This is a genomic window from Paraburkholderia sp. BR10937 (assembly GCF_040965695.1).
In the GTDB taxonomy this organism is placed as follows: domain Bacteria; phylum Pseudomonadota; class Gammaproteobacteria; order Burkholderiales; family Burkholderiaceae; genus Paraburkholderia.
In genome coordinates this window covers 1-398 of sequence record NZ_JBFRCL010000168.1, presented here as the reverse complement: position 1 = coordinate 398, position 398 = coordinate 1, and the positions used below count along the sequence as shown (strand labels likewise).

General features: G+C 65.3%; 1 pseudogene. It reads right to left on the bottom strand.

The features are described 5' to 3' along the window. Positions 1-398 (bottom strand): annotated as a pseudogene (locus AB4Y44_RS42485) (hemagglutinin); the annotation flags it as partial.

Genomic DNA, 398 nt, shown 5'->3' with positions numbered 1-398 from the left:
ACTGCGCCCGCCGCCACGTTATGCAGCGCCACCGGCGTGGTCGCATCCGTGCCGCCCAGCGTCACCGAGTCGTGCGTCGACGTGTCGTACATCACCGCGTCAGCGAGCTGGCCGTTGATGGTCGTGACGTCGCCTTGCAGGTTCGTGATGTCGGTCGTGTTCTGTGTCACGCGACCATCGAGGTTCGTGATCGCGCCACCGACGTTGTTGTAGGTGTCGCCACCCACGTTATACGTCGGGTTCGAAATCGATCCATCGCTATTCACCGTCGAGCCGCCGCCGAACGAATCCGCCGTCGAGCTGGCCAGGTTGTACAGCTGCGAGCCGTTCACCGCGTCGAAGCTCGTCGCCGAGACTGCGCCCGCCGCCACGTTGTGCAACGCCACCGGCGTGGTCGC